This window comes from Blastococcus aurantiacus, from assembly GCF_900102425.1.
GTDB classification, from domain to species: Bacteria; Actinomycetota; Actinomycetes; order Mycobacteriales; family Geodermatophilaceae; genus Blastococcus; species Blastococcus aurantiacus.
This window is the reverse complement of record NZ_FNBT01000005.1, coordinates 202,621-219,032: the sequence shown is the minus strand read 5'-3', so window position 1 is coordinate 219,032 and position 16,412 is coordinate 202,621. Positions and strand designations below refer to the sequence as shown.

General features: G+C 72.3%; 15 protein-coding genes and 2 tRNA genes. 9 read left to right on the top strand and 8 right to left on the bottom strand.

Annotation, left to right across the window (positions count from 1 at the left end):
- Nucleotides 1-3: 3 nt before the first annotated feature.
- The 7 genes from BLS70_RS21070 to BLS70_RS11990 form a co-directional block, all read right to left on the bottom strand.
- On the bottom strand, nt 4-1,203 hold the full coding sequence (locus BLS70_RS21070; RefSeq protein WP_218122387.1) for a L,D-transpeptidase family protein: 1,200 nt from the start codon (nt 1,201-1,203) through the stop codon (nt 4-6).
- 190 nt (nt 1,204-1,393) lie between these two features.
- Complete coding sequence (locus BLS70_RS12015) at nt 1,394-2,431, bottom strand: PHP domain-containing protein (RefSeq protein WP_091767889.1); 1,038 nt, start codon at nt 2,429-2,431, stop codon at nt 1,394-1,396.
- Between the two features lie 25 nt (nt 2,432-2,456).
- Nucleotides 2,457-3,002 (bottom strand): DoxX family protein, encoded by a 546-nt coding sequence (locus BLS70_RS12010; protein ID WP_091767886.1) that lies wholly within the window; start codon nt 3,000-3,002, stop codon nt 2,457-2,459.
- A 135-nt stretch (nt 3,003-3,137) separates the two neighbouring features.
- Entirely contained in the window at nt 3,138-3,908 is a 771-nt protein-coding gene (locus tag BLS70_RS12005) for an endo alpha-1,4 polygalactosaminidase (RefSeq protein ID WP_255362450.1), read from the bottom strand.
- A gap of 59 nt (nt 3,909-3,967) precedes the next feature.
- The gene (locus tag BLS70_RS12000; protein ID WP_091767880.1) at nt 3,968-5,401 is read right to left on the bottom strand and encodes a bifunctional phosphatase PAP2/diacylglycerol kinase family protein; all 1,434 of its coding nucleotides are present in this window, start codon (nt 5,399-5,401) and stop codon (nt 3,968-3,970) included.
- A 68-nt stretch (nt 5,402-5,469) separates the two neighbouring features.
- Nucleotides 5,470-6,156 carry an SGNH/GDSL hydrolase family protein gene (locus tag BLS70_RS11995; RefSeq protein WP_091767878.1) on the bottom strand — a complete coding sequence of 229 codons (687 nt, stop codon included), beginning with the start codon at nt 6,154-6,156 and terminating at the stop codon, nt 5,470-5,472.
- A 79-nt stretch (nt 6,157-6,235) separates the two neighbouring features.
- Nucleotides 6,236-6,772: a CGNR zinc finger domain-containing protein gene (locus BLS70_RS11990; protein ID WP_091767875.1), complete on the bottom strand. Its 537-nt coding sequence runs from the start codon at nt 6,770-6,772 to the stop codon at nt 6,236-6,238.
- A 101-nt stretch (nt 6,773-6,873) separates the two neighbouring features.
- Between BLS70_RS11990 and BLS70_RS11985 the strand changes: the two genes are divergently transcribed.
- The 4 genes from BLS70_RS11985 to BLS70_RS11970 all read left to right on the top strand — a co-directional run bounded on the left by BLS70_RS11985 (nt 6,874) and on the right by BLS70_RS11970 (nt 9,102).
- Nucleotides 6,874-8,085, top strand: coding sequence for an MFS transporter (locus BLS70_RS11985; RefSeq protein ID WP_091767872.1), 1,212 nt, complete (start codon nt 6,874-6,876; stop codon nt 8,083-8,085).
- Between the two features lie 154 nt (nt 8,086-8,239).
- A tRNA-Ser gene (locus BLS70_RS11980) sits at nt 8,240-8,328 on the top strand.
- Nucleotides 8,329-8,348: 20 nt separating this feature from the next.
- A tRNA-Arg gene (locus BLS70_RS11975) sits at nt 8,349-8,421 on the top strand.
- 93 nt (nt 8,422-8,514) lie between these two features.
- Complete coding sequence (locus tag BLS70_RS11970; protein WP_143030397.1) at nt 8,515-9,102, top strand: hypothetical protein; 588 nt, start codon at nt 8,515-8,517, stop codon at nt 9,100-9,102.
- Nucleotides 9,103-9,168: 66 nt separating this feature from the next.
- Here the strand turns inward: BLS70_RS11970 and soxR are convergent, their stop codons facing one another.
- On the bottom strand, nt 9,169-9,615 hold the full coding sequence (gene soxR / locus BLS70_RS11965) for a redox-sensitive transcriptional activator SoxR (protein ID WP_091767866.1): 447 nt from the start codon (nt 9,613-9,615) through the stop codon (nt 9,169-9,171).
- Nucleotides 9,616-9,898: 283 nt separating this feature from the next.
- Between soxR and BLS70_RS11960 the strand changes: the two genes are divergently transcribed.
- The 5 genes from BLS70_RS11960 to BLS70_RS11940 all read left to right on the top strand — a co-directional run bounded on the left by BLS70_RS11960 (nt 9,899) and on the right by BLS70_RS11940 (nt 16,412).
- On the top strand, nt 9,899-12,145 hold the full coding sequence (locus tag BLS70_RS11960; protein ID WP_255362449.1) for an MMPL family transporter: 2,247 nt from the start codon (nt 9,899-9,901) through the stop codon (nt 12,143-12,145).
- A gap of 331 nt (nt 12,146-12,476) precedes the next feature.
- On the top strand, nt 12,477-13,211 hold the full coding sequence (locus BLS70_RS11955) for an urease subunit beta (protein WP_091767858.1): 735 nt from the start codon (nt 12,477-12,479) through the stop codon (nt 13,209-13,211).
- Complete coding sequence (gene ureC, locus BLS70_RS11950) at nt 13,208-14,923, top strand: urease subunit alpha (protein WP_091767855.1); 1,716 nt, start codon at nt 13,208-13,210, stop codon at nt 14,921-14,923. Before BLS70_RS11955 ends, ureC begins: the two co-directional genes overlap by 4 nt.
- 8 nt (nt 14,924-14,931) lie before the next feature.
- Nucleotides 14,932-15,552 (top strand): urease accessory protein UreG, encoded by a 621-nt coding sequence (gene ureG, locus BLS70_RS11945; RefSeq protein WP_091767852.1) that lies wholly within the window; start codon nt 14,932-14,934, stop codon nt 15,550-15,552.
- Nucleotides 15,549-16,412, top strand: coding sequence for an urease accessory protein UreD (locus BLS70_RS11940; RefSeq protein WP_091767849.1), 864 nt, complete (start codon nt 15,549-15,551; stop codon nt 16,410-16,412). The genes ureG and BLS70_RS11940 overlap by 4 nt, the downstream gene beginning before the upstream one ends.

Sequence of the window (16,412 nt, the reverse complement as noted above, 5' to 3'; positions counted from 1 at the left end):
CCGTCAGCCGACTCCCATGGCGATGACCGGCTTCGCGCCCGGCTTCAGCCAGCGCATCAGCTTCTCGAGCGCCCGGCGCTCGATCGCCACGCAGCCCGCCGTCGCCTTCCCGTTGGCGATGTGCAGGAAGAACGCCGAGCCCGCGCCGCGCCGTCCCTCGCGGTTGTAGTCGATGACCACGGCCTGGTCGTAGACCGCGCCCTGCGCGTAGAGGTTCTCGCCGGCCCGCTCGTCGAACGGGCAGGTGCCCGGCGCGCACTGGGCGTACTGGTTGTAGCGGGGGCTGGTGACGTCGGAGACCCACCAGTCGTCGCCGTCGACGCGGCGGTAGGGGAGCACGGTGCCGGGGTTGCCGGCCCGGCCGAAGGCCTCGGTCAGCCGGAACGTGCCGGCCGGGGTGCGGGTCGACCCCTCGCTGGCCGCACCCACACCGGCCGAGCCGATCCGGGCCGTCACCGGGCCCACCGCGATCCGCCAGGTGCTGCCCACGCGCTCCCAGGCGGTGAGCGTGGCGGTCGTCGACGTGGCCGAGGGCGCGGCGACGGTGACCACCTGGGTGCCGGGCGGCGCGAAGCCGAGGGCCGGCGCTCCGACCACGGTCGTGCCCGTCTTCGGGAACCACCGGATCGAGCCGTACTGGAAGTCCTGCGCCCTGCCGCCCGGGATGGCGAACTCGCCGGTGACGGGGTAGCCCAGTGCACCGGTCTCCCAGCCGAGCGAGGCCCAGCGCTGCTGGATGGCGCCGTAGACCGGGTGCGCCCCGGTGGCGGGCGTCCAGTAGATGGCGCCCTTCTGGAAGAGGGTGAACCGGCCGACGCGGTCAGGGGTGGTCAGCTCGTCGGTGGTGGGGAAGCCGAGCGGGCCGCCCTCCCAGCCCAGTCCGCCCCAGCGCTGCAGGATCTTGCCCCACACCGCGTGCGCCCCGGTGCTCGGCGTCCAGTAGATGGAGCCGCCCTGGAAGGCGTTGAACCGGCCGTGGACCCGCGGCGTGGCCAGCTCGTCGGTCACCGGGTAGCCGAGGCGGCCGGCCGGGCCGCCGTGCGCGCGGTACTTCGTCAGGATCGCGCCGCCCACGTCGTGGCTGCCGGTGGCCGCCGAGGTGAAGGTCTGCGCGTGCGCGGCCGGCGCGCTGAACGCCATGACGGCCGCGACGACGGCGAGGACGGCGGCCGCGCTGCGGCGTGGACGGGCGGTGCGGAACATGCACAGCTCCTGGACGGTCGGCCGTCGGCAGGAGCGATCGGCGCGCGAGCGGCTCGGGTTCGGCCGCGGTCGGCGACACCGTATGCGGAACTCCGCCGGTCTGGTGGAGATCCGGTCACCGTTCGTCCCGGACGGCGCTCGCGCACCACCGGTCCCACCGTTCGACCTCGGCCGGCGGGGAACCTGCCCGTCAGCCCGCGGTCCAGGCCAGCAGGTCGTCCGCGGCCTTGGTGTTGATGACCCGCTCGGGGTCGACGCCGCACTCGATCGCCCGCTCCACACCGTTGTACTGCCAGTCGAGCTGGCCGGGGGCGTGCGCGTCGGTGTCGATGGAGAACTCGCAGCCCAGCTCGTTGGCCAGGGTGAGCAGCCGCCGCGGCGGATCGAGCCGCTCGGGCCGGGAGTTGATCTCGACGGCGGTGCCGAACTCGACGCACGCGCTGAACACCGCCTCGGCGTCGAACGTGCTCTCCGGCCGGGGCTTCTGCTCGCCGTTGCGCTGCCGGCGGCCGATGACCAGCCGGCCGGTGCAGTGCCCGAGGACGTCGGTGTGCGGGTTGGCGACGGCGGTGAGCATGCGCGCGGTCATCGCCGTGGAGTCCGCGCGCAGGTCGGAGTGCACGCTGGCGACGACGACGTCCAGGCGGCCGAGCAGCTCGTCGGTCTGGTCGAGGGAGCCGTCGACGTTGATGTCGCACTCGATGCCGGTGAGGATCCGGAACGGGGCGAGCTCCTCGTTGAGCGCGGCGACCACGTCCAGCTGCTCCTCCAACCGCTGGGGCGACAGGCCGTTGGCCACGGTCAGCCGCGGGGAGTGGTCGGTCAGCGCCATGTACTCGTGGCCCAGCGCGATGGCGGCCTCGGCCATCTCCCGGATCGGGGAACCGCCGTCGGACCAGTCGGAGTGCAGGTGCAGGTCGCCCTTGAGGGCGGCACGGAACTCGGCGACGTCGTCGGCCATCGGGACGAGCTCGGCGAGGTCCTGCTCGAGCTTCGTGAGGTACTCGGGGACCTGCCCCTTGTGCGCCTGCACGATGACGGCGGCGGTCTTGGGGCCCACGCCCTTGAGGTCCTTGAGCGTGTTGGTGCGGATCTTGAGGTCGAGCTGGTCCTCGCCCAGGCCGTCGACCACGGCCGCGGCGGTGCGGAACGCCGACACCCGGTAGCTGGGCTCGCGGGCGCGCTCCAGGAGGAAGGCGATCCTCCGGAGCGCGGCCGCGGGCGCCAGCGGGGTGCTCAGTGCTCGACCCTGCTCAGCGCTGCTTCTTGAGCTGCTTCTCGGCCTTCTTCTGCGCCTTGGCGGCGCGCTTGGAGGCCTGCTCGAAGCTCTTCTCCGTCGAGGCGGCGGCCTTCTTCGCCGCGCGCCGGGTGCGGTAGCCGACCGACGGCTTGCCCTCGGTGTCGACGGCGGCCAGCAGCAGGCCGCCGAGGAGCCCGGTGTTCTTCAGGAAGTTCGAGATCTGGCCGAACTGCTCGGTCGGGTCCTCGTGCTCCCAGAACCGGTGCCCGGCCAGCGTCGTCGGCACGATGGAGGCCGACAGGACCAGCGCGGTCAGCCGCGGGAACTTGCCCAGCGCGAACAGCGAGCCGGCGGCGACCTTGACGGCGGCGTCGGCCTGCACCCACTGCTGGACGTCGCGGGGCACCTGCACCGGGAGCTGGGCGTCGGCTGCCTCTGCGATCTTCTCCACGACCGGGGCGGCCCCGGGGACGCGGTCCTGCGGCTTGCGCAGGGTGCTGATGCCGCCGTAGATGAACGGGGCGGCGAGCAAGGGCCGGGCGATCCGGCGGACCAGCATGGTGACCTCTTTCCCTCTGTACCTCGGTGGACGTCGGGGCGTGCAGTGCCCGGCGCGGAGCGCGGGCAATCCCTGCGACCGACCGTAGTGATCACCGGCGGGGTCCGCCCCTCGACGAGTCGACGGGCGGCTCGATCAGCAGCGGCGCAGGGGCGCGGCCAGGTCCAGCTCCTTGACGATGGTGGAGAGCCCGAGGGAGCCGGCCCGGGCGCACGCGTCCTCGGAGGGCGCGGAGTACTCCACGTTGAGCACCGCCTTGCCGGCGCGGACGAACGGCGCGTAGGCGTCGCACTCGTCGAACGCGAGGCACTCCTCGTTGATCGCGAAGTCGAACGACGGCTCCAGCTCCGCGGCCTGCTCGACGTCGTTCTTCAGCCCGATCGCGAGACCGCGCTCGTGTGCCAGGTCCGCGAGGACGCGGTTGAACACCACCTGGTCCCCGGCCCCGAGCGGGAATCCGGACTCGTTGGCGTACCCGTCGACGTTGTCTCCCTCGACGGCGTCGAAGCCCTTGGCGCGGCAGACGTCGAGGCGCGCGGCGAGCAGGGGCAGCAGGACGTCGGTGCGCCGGATGTCCAGCCACCGCTCCCCGGGCCAGCCGTCCAGGGGAGCCCCCAGGACGTCGGCGGGGTAGCGAGAAGCGTCGCTCCGCCAGTCCTCGTAGGCGCCGGCGTTGACGTAGCAGACCGCGCGGCGCCCCCGGTCGTGCAGCTCCCGCACCGTGTCGGCCGTGGTGTCCGCCCCGTCGACGACGAAGACGGCGGCGTCCGCGGACACGTCCACCCGTCCGCTCAGCTGGTACTGCCACGTGGTGCCCGCGGACGGACGCCACGGTTCCGCCGAACCGTCCCCGGTGGAGGGCGTGGCGGTGTCCGGTGAGGAGCAGCCCGCAGCGACGACGACCACCGCGACCAGGAGTCGAGCTGCTGCCGGTGCGCCGCAGCGCCGACCGGGACCGGAGCCGGTCACCTGTCGCGGCAGCAGTAGACGGTCAGCGGGGCGCGCTTGCCGAAGCGGAACTCCGTGGCCGGCTGGCCCATCTCGCCGTCGTAGGCCACCCGCTGCGGACCGGACCGCGAGACCACGGTCAGCTCCTCCGCCTGGAACTTGCCGTAGCTGCGGCTGTGCTCGCTCACGCCCAGCAGCGTGGCCAGCACCGCGCGGGTGCGGCCGAAGCGCAGGTCGGCCCGCAGGTACTGCACGTCGAGCAGCCCGTCCTCCAGCCGCGGACGCCAGGCCGGCGAGAGCCCGCGCGGGGTGTAGAGGCAGTTGCCGACGAAGAGGATCCAGACCCGCAGCCGCTGCCCGTCGACGTCGAGCTGCACCGGCGTGCCCGTGCGCAGCACCTGGGCTGCCGCGACGGTGAGCGCCAGCCACTTGCCCAGCCTTCCTGCGAGCCGGTCGCGGCGGCGCACCATCTCCGGGTAGGCGCCGATGCTCGAGGTGTTGAGGAACGGCGTCCCGTTGACGTCGGCGACGTCCACGGTCACCGCCTCGCCGGCCAGCACCGCGTCGACGGCGTCCTGCGGGGCGAGCAGGCCGACGTCGCGGGCGAAGTGGTTGAGGGTGCCTGCCGGGATGACCGCCAGTGGCAGCCCGTGCTCGAGCGCCACCGCGGCGGCCGCGGCCACGCTGCCGTCCCCGCCGGCCACCCCGAGCGCCAGGGCGCCGTCGCGCGCCGCCGTCCCCAGGAGCTCTGCAACACCGGCGTCCTCGGACAGCTCGAGCACCTGCGCGCGGGGGAGCAGGCGGCGGATGTCGTCGGCGGGGTCGTAGTCGTCGGGGCCCGAGCGCGGGTTCACCGCCACGGCCAGGCCCTCGCCCTCCGGCAGGGCGGGCGCCTCCGACGACGGCCGCACCCGGGCCGGCTCCTTCGGGCGCACCCGCCACCAGTGCTGGGTCGCGGCGGCCACGCCGGCCCCCACGGCGAACCCGGCGGCGACGTCCCCGGGGTAGTGCACGCCCACGTGCACCCGGGAGTAGCCGACGGCGAGTCCGACCGGAGCCATCGCGGCACCGGCGGGCAGCGACTCCATCGCCAGCCCGGTGACGAACGCCGCGGCGGAGGCGGCGTGCCCGCTCGGGAACGACGACGAGGTGGGCGTGCGGCGCAGCGTCCGCTCGCTGGGCTGCGTGGGCTGCTCGGGCCGGCCACGCCGGAACAGCGTCTTGAGGACGGCGTTGGTGAGCGCGCTGGTGATCGCCATCGAGCCGATCCCGCGCAGCGCGCCGCGGCGCAGCGCACCCCGGCGGAGGGCCAGCAGCCCACCGAGGACGAGCCAGAGCCGGCCGTGGTTGGCCGAGCGGGTCAGCCGGAGCAGCCACCGGTCGGCCGGCGAGCTGGGCAGCCCCCGGACGAACGCGTGCAGGCGGGCGTCCAGGTTCCGGTCGAGGGCCACGGGCGGACGCTAGTTCAGCGCGCGTCGCGCCGCGTCCCCCGTCGGGGGCGGGAGGTCCCGCCGTCGTGTCAGGCGAGGGCCTCGCGGGCGACCTGGGCCATCAGCCGGGCGCCGGTGACCGACGGGTGCACCATGTCGGAGAAGAGCCCGTCGTGGTGCCTGCCGTCGGTGTCGAAGAACGCGGCATGGAAGTCGAGCACCGGCACGTCCACCCGCTCGGCCATCGCGACGATGGCCTCGTTGAGATCCACGGTCGTCTCGATGGCGAGGGGGACCGCCTGCGGCGGGATGGTTCCCAGGTACACGTCGGCGCCTGCCTGCCGGCTGCGTTCGACGATCTCGCGCAGGTGGCCGATCGTCTCGGCCTGCGGGATGCCGCTCAGGACGTCGTTCGTCCCGCCGAGGACGAAGACCGTGTCGGGGTCCCGCGCCAGCACGTCACCGTCCAGGCGCGCGAGCATCTGCTCCGTCGTGTTCCCGTAGATGCCGGCGTTGTGGGCGTACCGGATCGGGGGGTCCTCGGCGCAGGCCAGTTGCTCGAACCACGAGTCCTCGGCGTGCGGCAGGGTGGAGCCGAAGGTGATCGAGTCGCCGAGGGCCACCGCGCCACCGGCGGACAGCGGCTCCTCGCACGGAGCGGCGCTCGTCTCGTTCATCTCCGGGGCGGGAGGCCGCCGGTCGACCAGCAGCAGCGCCACCGCGGCGACCATGAGACAGGCCAGTGCGAGCACGATCCACCGCCCGCGTCCGCGCATGCCGTCACTCTAGGGCGTTTCCCCCATCCGGAGGGTGCGCGCGAGTGCGCCGCGCTGGACGAGCCGCTGCAGGGGCCGGCTACTCCTCCGTCTTCTGGCGGGCGCGGTAGGCGGCGACGGTCGAGCGGCTGGCGCAGGTGTTGGAGCAGTACCGGCGGCTGGCGTTTCGCGAGGTGTCGACGTAGACGTCGTCGCAGTTCTCGGCCGCGCACACGCCGAGGCGCTGCCAGCCGTGCTGCACGACGACCTGCGACAGACCCATGGCCACCGTCGTCGTCAGCTGCTCGAGCGCGGGGGAGTCCTGACGCGCGAAGTGCAGGTGCAGCGAGCCGTCGTGATCGGTGGCGTAGGGCCGCGGCCGGGCCAGGGCCAGCAGTTCGTTGAGCCGGTCGAGGACGTCGGCCTGCGACTCGGCCAGCGCGACGGAGCGCACGAGCTCGGCCGTGGCGGCGGCGCGGTGGGTCTTGCCGGGGGAGAGGTCGAACGACGTGCCGGCGGTGAACCACTCCTCGTGGGAGCCCAGGAAGGCGCGCGCCCACTCCGGGTCGTCGCGCTCGGTGTTGGCCAGCGCGATCGCCAGTTCCACCGCCGTCGACCCGTAGGTGTCGTAATCCATGTGACTCCCTACCGGTTCGTGCTAACGTCGCTTGCGTAGGTGGTCAACGAGATTTGACCCCCTACCGATTCCTCACCTGCAAGTCTGAAACGAGCTCTGTCGTGCGCGCCTACCTCCCTGTCTGGCGGCTTCCCTCCGCCCCCGTCCTGCTCCTCGCCGGGTTCGCCGGCCGGCTGCCCTCGGCCATGGTGCCGCTGGCGCTGCTGCTCATGGTGCAGCAGCAGACGGGCTCCTATGCGGTGGCCGGGCTCGCGGCGGCGACGCTGGGGGTCGCCTCGGCGGTCATGGCCCCGATCCTCGGCCGCCTCGCCGACCGTCGCGGCCCCCGCTCGGTGCTGCTCGCGCAGGCCGGCGCCTATCCGCTGCTGCTCGCGCTGCTGATCGCCGTCGTCCTCGGTGGGGCGCCGAACGCCGCCGTCATCGCCGCGTCCGCCGGTGCCGGTGCGGCCACCCCGCTGGTCTCCGGCACCGTGCGCGCCCTGTGGTCGCGGGTCGACCCGCGCGTCCGGCCCACCGCCTATGCGCTGGACGCCACTGCCACCGAGCTGGTCTTCGTCGTCGGCCCCTCGCTGGTCGCCGCCCTCGCCGTCCTCGCCTCGCCGGCGCTGGCGGTCGGGGTCGCGGGCGTCCTCGCCGTCGGCGGTTCGCTGGGCATCGCGACGTCGGCGGCCACCCGGGCCTACGTGCCGGTGGCCGGCGCGCGCTCGGGCATGTTCTCCACCGTCCGGACGCCGGGCATGCCGCGGCTGCTGCTCAGCGGCGCGGCCCTCATGCTCGGGTTCGGCGCGCTCGAGGTCGCCGTCCCGGCCTTCGCCGACCAGATCGGCGCACCCGGTCTGTCCGGTGTGCTGCTCGCGCTGTGGGCGCTCGGCTCGACCATCGGCGGGCTGTGGTTCGGCGCCCGCGTGCTGAGCATGTCGCTGCCCCGGCAGTACCGGCTGCTGCTGCTCGGCGTGACGATCGGTCTGGCGCCGCTGGCCTGGATCTCCAGCCCGTGGGCGCTGGGTGTGCTGCTCTTCCTGGGTGGAACGGCGATCGCCCCCACCCTGACCGTGCAGAACACCCTCGTCGGCTCGATGGCTCCCGTGCACGCCACGACCGAGGCGTTCACCTGGCTGTCCACCATCACCGTCGGCGCCTCGGCCATCGGTGCGGCCCTGGGTGGTGCCCTCATCGAGGGTCCCTCCGGCGTCAGCGGCAGCCTCGTGCTGGCCACCGTGGGTGCCGCGGCCGCCGTCGCGATCACCCTCGTGCCGGGACGCCGCTCCGGCGTGGGCGCGCGCGACGGCCTCCGCGAGCCCGTCGCCGCCTGACCTCCTGCGGGAGCCGCCGTGCGGTCGCCGCAGCCGTCGTGCACCGCGGCTGCGGCACTGCGCGGCGGCTCCCGCGGGGGACCGGCCCCGTGGAGACCACGTCCGGGGCGCTGGTAGTCTGTCCGTCGGCGGTTACGAGGGAACTCGGACCCCGGGAGGCTTCGCCTAGTCCGGTCTATGGCGCCGCACTGCTAATGCGGTTTGGGTTAATCCCCATCCCGGGTTCAAATCCCGGAGCCTCCGCGCACGACAACTGAACACAGGCACCCGTAGCTCAACGGATAGAGCATCTGACTACGGATCAGAAGGTTAGGGGTTCGAATCCCTTCGGGTGCACGTCTGGTTGAGACACCGAGCGGCCCCGCACTTCGACGGAAGTGCGGGGCCGCTTCGTCGTCCATGCTCAAGAGGGCGCGCGACCGTGTCGACGTGGACCCCATGGGGAAGGTTCGACGCAGGTCAGTCATCGGCGATGCGCTCGCCGTAGCCCTGTTGCTGGTCCTCGCGATCGTCGGGCGTCGACCGGACGCCGTCGGGACCGTGTCCCGGCCCGAGGCCAAGGGTGGTTCCGGCGGTGCTGGGAGCTGGGCGGCTCACCCACTCGTGCATCTGCTGATCTTCGTAGTGCTGGTCCTGAGCAACGCGATCGTCTTGTGGGTCTTCCGCGACGACCCGGAGCTCGACAGCATCTTCATCACGACTTCCTTGGGGGCGGTGACGATCTGGAGTACGTGGGGCCTCTTCATCGGTGGAACACCGACGCCACCGGGGAAGGGCTGGCTGGTCGTCGTAATGCAAGCCGCCGTCCTGGCCACCTGTGCCGCCCTTTCGGCGTTCTACTGGGTCTCCCTGGGTGGCGGTGAGCGGTCGAACAGGACCTCGGTCGCCGTCTTTGCCGTGTGCACGGTCGTGGCCGTGATCCTCGACGTCGTTCAGAGGCGTCGGAACGGAGATTCGGTGGCGCTCCACCGGACCAGGGGACAGCAGGCAGGCCTAGCTGCAGTCCCGGATCGGTGAGCGGCTGCGAAATGCTGCGGCTTCCTCGTCCCAGCTGCTCGTCCCAGCTGCTCGTCCCGGGGCAGGTCAGGGACGACGGCGGGCGGCGCGCACCCACCGCGACCCGGCGCCCTCCGCAGCGGCCGCGTCCCCGGGGTTGACCAGCGCGCAGCGGTCGATCGACAGGCAGCCGCAGCCCACGCAGCCGTCGAGGTCCTCCCGCAGCGCCTGGAGCTCGGCGATCCGTCCGTCGACCACCTGCCGCCACTGCGAGGCGAACGCGCTCCAGTCGGCGCGGGTGGGCGTGCGGTCCCCCGGCAGCGAGGCCAGCGCGGCGCCGATCTCCTCCAGCGACAGCCCGATCCGCTGCGCGGCCGCGACGACGGCGAGGCGGCGCAGCATCGAGCGCTCGAAACGGCGCTGGTTGCCCGCCGTCCGCACCGAGGTGATGAGCCCGCGCGACTCGTAGTAGCGCAGCGTCGGCACCGACACCCCGGCGCGGGCCGCGAGCTCGCCGATCGACAGGTCCGTCACGCGCCCAGCATCGCCGACACCCGCCGGCGACCTCAAGGGCGCTTCAGCTGTTCACCCGGGTGTTGTCCCCGATGCGCCGACCTGCAGGAACGGGGGGCGGCTGGGTGGTTTCCCCGATGTCTCCGCCGGCCGCCCGCCGACAGGCTGCTCGCCGGGTGATCGACCCCCGGTGGTCGGGCTGGCCCGATCCGTACCGGCCAGCCCGCCGGATGGGCCGGGCCGCTCCGGGCCGGGAGGGTCGAACCGCACCTACCAGGGACGACGACAGGAGACGACTGTGGACATGTCCGGCAACATCGCCGGCCGGATCGGGCGCTGGAGCGCCCGGCACCGCAAGACAGCGGTGTTCGGGTGGCTGGCCTTCGTGGTGCTGGCTGTCGTGGTGGGCAGCTTGCTGCCGCGCGGCGACCTGAGCGGCGCCGACACGGAGGTCGGGGCCCCCGCCCAGGCCGAGGAGATCCTCGAGCGCACCGGCTGGGAGGAGCCGGCGTCGGAGATGGTGCTCGTCCAGCGCGACGAGGGCACGCCGCAGGCGGCCGCCGACGCGGCGCTCACCGACCTCGTGGCGACCCTCGAGGACGCCCCCGAGGTCGAGAACGTGGCGAGCCCGCTCGCCGGCGCCCCGCTGGTCTCCGCCGACGGACGCTCGGCGCTGGTGACGTTCGACATCCGTGGGTCGCCGGACACGGCCGAGGACCGCATCGAGCCGATCATGGACGCCGTCGCCGCGGTCGCGGCGCAGCACGGCGACGTGCGGGTCGAGCAGTTCGGTGGCACGAGCGCCGACCTGGCCCTCGGCGAGACGCTCGAGGACGACTTCCAGCGCGCCGAGCTGCTCTCCATCCCCATCACGCTCGCGGTCCTGCTGCTCACCTTCGGCGCGCTCGTCGCCGCACTGCTGCCGCTGGTCTTCGCCATCAGCGCCTTCATCGGTGCGCTCGGCCTGCTCGGGTTCACCAGCCAGATCTGGGGCGTGGACGACAGCGCGCAGATCGTCATGCTGCTCATCGGCCTGGCCGTCGGCGTCGACTACTCGCTCTTCTACCTCAAGCGCGAGCGCGAGGAGCGGGCCCGCGGGGCCGGCCCGGTCGACGCCCTCGACATCGCCGCTGCCACCTCCGGCCGGTCGGTGCTCATCTCCGGCATCACGGTCGTCGTGGCCATGTCCGGGATGTTCCTCACCGGCTTCGCGGTGTTCAGCGGCATCGGCTCGGCCACGATCCTCGTCGTCGCCACCTCGGTGCTCGGCTCGCTCACCGTGCTGCCGGCCCTCATGAGCTGGCTCGGCGACAAGGTCGAGAAGGGCCGGATCCCGATCGTCGGTCGCCGCACCGCGGGCCCGGGCCGCTTCTGGCCGGCCGTGCTCGGCGTCGTCCTCCGCCGGCCGCTGGTCGCCGCGGTCGTCGCCGGTGCCGCGCTGCTGGGCCTGGCCCTGCCCGCGCTGAGCATGGACCTGCGCAACGAGAGCGTCACCGACCTGCCGCAGGACCTGCCGGTCATCCAGACCTACGAGCGGATCTCCGAGGCATTCCCGGGCGGGCCGTCCCCGGCCGAGGTCGTCATCGAGGCCGACGACGTGACCGCTCCGCAGGTCACCGCCGCCATCGCGGACCTGCGCGAGCAGGCGCTCGCCACGGGGCGGATGTTCGAGCCCATCGAGGTCGTCACCGACGACGCCGGCACCGTCGCCGTCGTCTCCGTGCCCCTGGCGGGGGACGGCGAGGACCAGGTGTCCCGCGACGCGCTCGCCGCCCTGGAGGACGACGTGATCCCCGCGACCGTCGGCACGCTGGACGACACCACGGTGGTGGTCGCCGGCGGCACCGCGTCAGGGGTGGCGTTCGAGGAGCTCATGCGCGAGCGCACGCCGCTGGTGTTCGCCTTCGTGCTGGTGCTCGCGTTCGCGCTGCTGCTGGTCTCGTTCCGGTCGGTCGTCATCGCGGCCACGGCCGTCGTGCTGAACCTGCTCAGCGTGGCCGCCGCCTACGGCGTGCTCGTGCTGGTGTTCCAGGAGGGCTGGGGCGCCGACCTGATCGGGTTGAGCAGCACCGGCGGCATCGTGAACTGGATCCCGCTGTTCCTCTTCGTGATCCTGTTCGGGCTGTCGATGGACTACCACGTCTTCATCCTCAGCCGGATCCGCGAGGCCCGGGACCGCGGGCACAGCACCCGGGACGCCGTCAGCTCCGGCATCACGTCGTCGGCCGGGGTGGTCACCAGCGCCGCGGTGATCATGGTGTTCGTCTTCCTGACCTTCGTCACGCTCTCGCTGACCAGCCTCAAGCAGATGGGCGTCGGCCTGGCGCTGGCGGTGCTGCTGGACGCGACGGTGGTCCGCGCGGTGCTGCTGCCGTCGGTCATGCAGCTGCTGGGCGAGCGCAACTGGTACCTGCCGCGCTGGCTGGAGTGGCTGCCCACGCTGCGCCACGACACGGTGCCGACGCCGGTGCCCGCACCCGCGGTCAGGATCCCGGCGCAGGCTGGTGCGCGGCGGGACGACGAGGTGGTCCAGCTGGTCGCCACCGACTGAGCTGCCGAGCCGCCATCTGCGCACCCGCCCACGGGGCGGGTGCGCAGATCGCGTCGTGGAGGGGGCGGTAGCGGTGCCCCCGGTCCAGGGGCCGATCTGGGAGTCGCGGCATCGCCGGCCGCCTCCGAGGTGACCGGGCTCACCTCGATCGCCGCGCGGCGCGGACCATTTCGTGCTAGCAGAGGACCATTTCCAGAGGCTCTGTGTCGGCACCGTTACGAGCCCGTCAACCTTGATCGATCACCTTGCTCCGTCTCCTGCGGTGCAACCATGATTCCTCCTGTTCAACGGCATGCGGGCCTCCCGCAGACGGAACACGAGGAGGATCCGGATGCATCTCACCCCCAAGGAAGAGGATCGGCTCCTCTTGTTCTTGGCCGCGGAATTGGCGCGTCGGCGCCGGGACAAGGGGCTGAAGCTGAATTGTCCCGAGGCCCGCGCGCTCATCGCCGACGAGGTCGTCGAGGCCGCCCGCGCAGGGGTGACCGTCTCCGAGGCGACCCGCATCGGGGCGCACCTGCTGACCGAGGACGACCTGCTGCCGGGTGTGGCCTCCTTGGTCGGAACCGTGCAGGTGGAGGGCTTCTTCGACGACGGCCAGAAGCTCGTCACCATCCACGAACCCATCCGCCCGGGGGTCGCCGTCGGCGCCGAGGAGCTCGGCCCGACGCCGGGGGAGGTGCTCGTCGGCGACGGGGAGATCACCCTCAACGCCGGGCGCCCGTCGCTGACCCTGGTCGTGACCAACACCGGTGACCGGCCCATACAGGTGGGTTCGCACTTCCATTTCTTCGAGGCCAATCGGGCTTTGTCCTTCGATCGACGTTCGGCCTATGGAATGCACCTGGACATTCCTTCGGGAACGGCGGTCCGTTTTGAATCCGGTGAGGAACGCGAGATCCAGCTCACCTCGATAGGTGGCACTCGCGAGGTGTACGGAATGAACGAGATGACCAATTCGGCGCTGGCGACGGAAGCTCCTCCAGGACTTCTCGCGGCCCTCGCGGCCGACGGCTTCCTCGGTGCCGGACCGACCGGCGTCCCGACGACGGAGGGCGCGCTGTGAGCATCCGGATCTCCCGCCAGCACTACGCCGAGCTGTTCGGGCCGACGGTCGGCGACCGGGTCCGCCTGGGCGATACCGAACTGCTCGCCCGGGTCGAGGCCGACGACACCGTGTACGGCGACGAGGCGGTGTTCGGAGGCGGCAAGACCATGCGCGAGGGCATGGGGGTCCACAACTCCGCGACCACCGCCGACGGGGCGCTGGACTTCGTGATCACCAACGCCCTCCTCATCGATCCGGTGCTCGGTATCCGCAAGTGCGACATCGGCGTGAAGGACGGCCGGATCGCGGGCATCGGCAAGGCCGGCAACCCCAGGGTCATGGACGGCGTCCATCCCGACCTGGTCATCGGCGCCGGAACCGACGTGCGGGCCGGCGAGGGAATGATCGTCACGCCCGGCGCCATCGACGTGCACGTCCACTTCGACAGCGTGGGTCTGGTCGAGGAGGCCATGGCCAGCGGGATCACCACCATGATCGGCGGTGGCCTGGGCCCGGTCACCGTGGGCATCACGAGCTCCGGGCCGACCAACCTGGCGCGGATGCTGCGCGCGGTCGAGGCCTTCCCGATGAACTTCGGCTTCCTCGCCAACGGCAGTGCCGCGCACGTCGCGCCGCTGATCGAGCAGGGGATGGCCGGCGCCATCGGTTACAAGATCCACGAGGACTGGGGTGCCACGCCGGCCGCCATCCGTGCCTCGCTGGACGCTGGGGACGACCTGGGCCTGCAGGTGCAGATCCACAGCGACACCCTCAACGAAGCAGGCTTCTTCGAGGACACGATGCGCGCCATCGACGGCCGCACCATCCACGCGTACCACGCCGAGGGCGCCGGAGGCGGCCACGCGCCGGACATCCTCCGGGTGGTGGGTGAACGGCACTGCCTGCCCTCGTCGACGAACCCCACCAACCCGTACACCGTCAACACCTTCGACGAGCACCTCGACATGGTGATGGTCTGCCACCATTTGAATCCGCGGATCCCCGAGGACGTGGCCTTCGCGGAGTCCCGCATCCGCCGCGAGACCATCGCAGCCGAGGACGTGCTGCACGACCTCGGCGCGATCTCCGCCATGGGTTCGGACTCGCAGGGCATGGGCCGCATCGGTGAGACGGTTCCGCGGACGTGGCAGCTGGCCTCTCACATGCGGGCGACGAGGGGTGCTCTGCCCGATGACCTGGGGACCGGTGCGGACAACGCCCGCATCCTGCGCTACCTGGCCAAGATCACCATCAACCCTGCGCGCATGTTCGGCATCGACCACACCGTCGGGTCGCTGGAGCCGGGCAAGCTCGCCGACTTCGTGCTCTGGGAGCCGAAGTTCTTTGGGATCAAGCCAGAGGTGGTCTTCAAGGGCGGCTTCCCTGCCTTCGCGGTGATGGGGGAGGCGAACGCCTCGCTCATGACCTGCGAGCCGCTCCGCTACCGCGCCCAGTGGCCCGCGTACGGCAAGGCGCCCGCCGACGTCTCCGTCACCTTCGCCGCAGCCGCAGCCATCGAGGGCGGCCTCGCCGAGCGGCTGGGCCTCGACACCCCTCTGCTGCCGTGCGTGGGTGCCCGGGACCTCAGCAAGGACGACCTCCTGCACAACAACTACTGCCCCGACATCACCGTCGACCCCGACACCTACCGGGTCGAGGTGGACGGCGAGCTGTGCACCAGCACTCCCATGACCACCGTGCCGCTCGGGCGCAAGTACACGATCAAGTAGGGGTTCCCATGACTGGAGCGATCCGCATCGGCATCGGCGGCCCCGTGGGGTCGGGCAAGACCCGCCTCCTCGAGCGCCTGCTGCCCATGTTCGCCACCGCCGGCATCGACACCGCGGTGATCACCAACGACCTGATGACCGAGGAGGACGCCGAGCGCGTCCGCCGCAGCGGGCTCATCGACCCGGCGCGCGTCATGGCCGTGGAGACCGGGGCGTGCCCGCACACAGCCATCCGAGAGGACCCGTCGGCGAACCTGGCCGCGATCGACGTCCTGGAACGACGGTTCGCCGGGTTGGAGGTCGTCCTCATCGAGTCCGGCGGGGACAACCTGGCGGCCACCTTCACGTCCGATCTCGTCGACTACTGGGTCTTCGTCATCGACACCGCAGCCGGGGACGACATCCCGCGCAAGAAGGGCCTGGGGCTGCTCCAGGCCGACCTGCTGGTGGTCAACAAGATCGACCTGGCGCCGCTGGTGGGCGCCGACCTCGACCTCATGCGCCGCGACGTCGCCGTCGCCCGCCCGGGAAAGCCCACGATCTTCACCGACCTGCGCTCGGGTGTGGGGCTCGACGAGGCGTTCGACCGGATCGTGCGCGACGCCCTGACGCTCGGGGTGCTCACGTGAGCACCGCCACCGCCACCCCCACCGCCATCCCCACCGCCACCGCGAGCCGGCTCGAGCTCGATCTGGTCCGGGGGCGGAGCGGCAGGACGCAACTGGCCCGGGTACTGCAGGAGTTCCCGCAGCGCGTCACCGTCCCGATGTACCTCGACCTCGGTGACCCCGGCATGGCCTTCCTGTGCGTGCAGAACCCGACCGGAGGGCTCTTCCCCGGCGACCACCTCAGCACCGCGGTCGCCGCCGGACCGGGCACCAGCCTGCACCTGACCCACCAGTCGGCCACCCAGGTGTTCGCCGGTGACGGGAGCTCCCGGCAGTCGATGCGCTTCGACCTGACCGGCGACGCGTTCATCGAACATTTCCCGAAGAGCGTCATCCCGCACGCAGCGTCCCGGCACGCGCAGGACACCCACGTCGAGGTCTCCGACGGATCGGCCTACGTGGGTTGGGAAGCCCTCGCGGCCGGCCGCATCGGCCACGGCGAGCGCTTCGCCTACGGCTCGTACCGCGCCACCACGTCGATCCACCACGACGGCGCGCTGTGCGCCCGCGACGTCCTGGACGTCACGCCCGGCCGGGCCGATCCGCGCATCGCGGGTCTCCTCGGCGAGTACGACTACGTGGCGTCGATGGTGGTCGTGGCTCCGGCCGCAGCCGGGTCGGACCTCGCCGCGCACCTGACCGAGGCGCTCCTCGCGCTGCCGGACGTCACCGGCGCCGCCAGCGCCCTGCCCTACGACGTCGGCGCCTCCGTACGTCTGCTGGCTCGGCACGCCCCTGCGCTGCGGCGGGCGCAGCTGGCTCTCCGGGCTGCCGCCCGGAGACGGCTGCAGCGCTGCGACGAACTCAGCGGAAGGCTCTGA

Excerpts from the sequence above, each read along its gene's own strand:
- BLS70_RS21070 (WP_218122387.1), bottom strand. The coding sequence starts at position 1,203 with ATGTTCCGCACCGCCCGTCCACGCCGCAGCGCGGCCGCCGTCCTCGCC.
- BLS70_RS12010 (WP_091767886.1), bottom strand. The coding sequence starts at position 3,002 with ATGCTGGTCCGCCGGATCGCCCGGCCCTTGCTCGCCGCCCCGTTCATC.
- BLS70_RS11995 (WP_091767878.1), bottom strand. The coding sequence starts at position 6,156 with ATGCGCGGACGCGGGCGGTGGATCGTGCTCGCACTGGCCTGTCTCATG.
- BLS70_RS11990 (WP_091767875.1), bottom strand. The coding sequence starts at position 6,772 with ATGGATTACGACACCTACGGGTCGACGGCGGTGGAACTGGCGATCGCG.
- BLS70_RS11960 (WP_255362449.1), top strand. The coding sequence starts at position 9,899 with ATGTCCGGCAACATCGCCGGCCGGATCGGGCGCTGGAGCGCCCGGCAC.
- BLS70_RS11955 (WP_091767858.1), top strand. The coding sequence starts at position 12,477 with ATGCATCTCACCCCCAAGGAAGAGGATCGGCTCCTCTTGTTCTTGGCC.
- ureG (WP_091767852.1), top strand. The coding sequence starts at position 14,932 with ATGACTGGAGCGATCCGCATCGGCATCGGCGGCCCCGTGGGGTCGGGC.